At 36.8% G+C, this 731-nt stretch carries 1 protein-coding gene; it reads left to right on the plus strand.

Annotated features, from left to right (window positions below; translation table 11 throughout):
* The first annotated feature begins 98 nt into the window (after positions 1-98).
* Positions 99-659: a GNAT family N-acetyltransferase gene (locus tag NRL14_RS20775; protein WP_011042469.1), complete on the plus strand. Its 561-nt coding sequence runs from the start codon at positions 99-101 to the stop codon at positions 657-659.
* Positions 660-731: the final 72 nt, after the last annotated feature.

Here is a 731-nt window from a genome sequence, read left to right on the forward strand (position 1 = left end):
TAATTATGGCTCTGGCTTTGAATTAAGCTAACCCACGAAAAGCGGAGGCTAACACCGTGTGGGAGTCATTATGTCTATAAGGTCAATCGAGTTTGCATATGAATCCAATTAAAAGTTTAGCGACAGAACGTTTGATCTTAAGACAGTGGAAGAGCGAAGATAATATTCCGTTTGCAGAGTTAAACGCATGTAAAGATGTAATGGAATACTTTCCAAACACTTTAACTGAAATTGAAAGTACCAATTTAGCTTTAAAACTTTCGCAATTAATATCTGAACGTGGTTGGGGACTTTGGGCTGTAGAAGAAAAGCAATCGAATAAATTTATGGGTTTTGTTGGTTTACATAATTCACCCGCAGAACTTGAAATAAGTCCAGCAACAGAAATTGGCTGGCGTTTATCAAAAAAATTTTGGGGTAAAGGTTATGCTACAGAAGCTGCTGAGAAAGTTTTAGAGTTTGCATTTAGTGACTTAAATATTGCTAGTGTTGTTTCATTTACAGCAGTTGTGAATAAACCTTCGGTGAAAGTTATGGAGCGTATAAAAATGACCAATACAGAGCAAAACTTCCAACACCCATTAGTTAATAATATTAAATTGAAAGAGCACGTTCTTTATAAAATAACAAAAGAAGAGTGGCTATCCAAAACCTTATAACAACACGCCCTGAGGTGGACAGCAAGCGCTAAAGCTCACTTTCCACCGCAAATTTTAACAGCGGTGATCCCT

Source organism: Pseudoalteromonas sp. 20-92, assembly GCF_030847595.1.
Taxonomy (GTDB): Bacteria; Pseudomonadota; Gammaproteobacteria; order Enterobacterales; family Alteromonadaceae; genus Pseudoalteromonas; species Pseudoalteromonas fuliginea.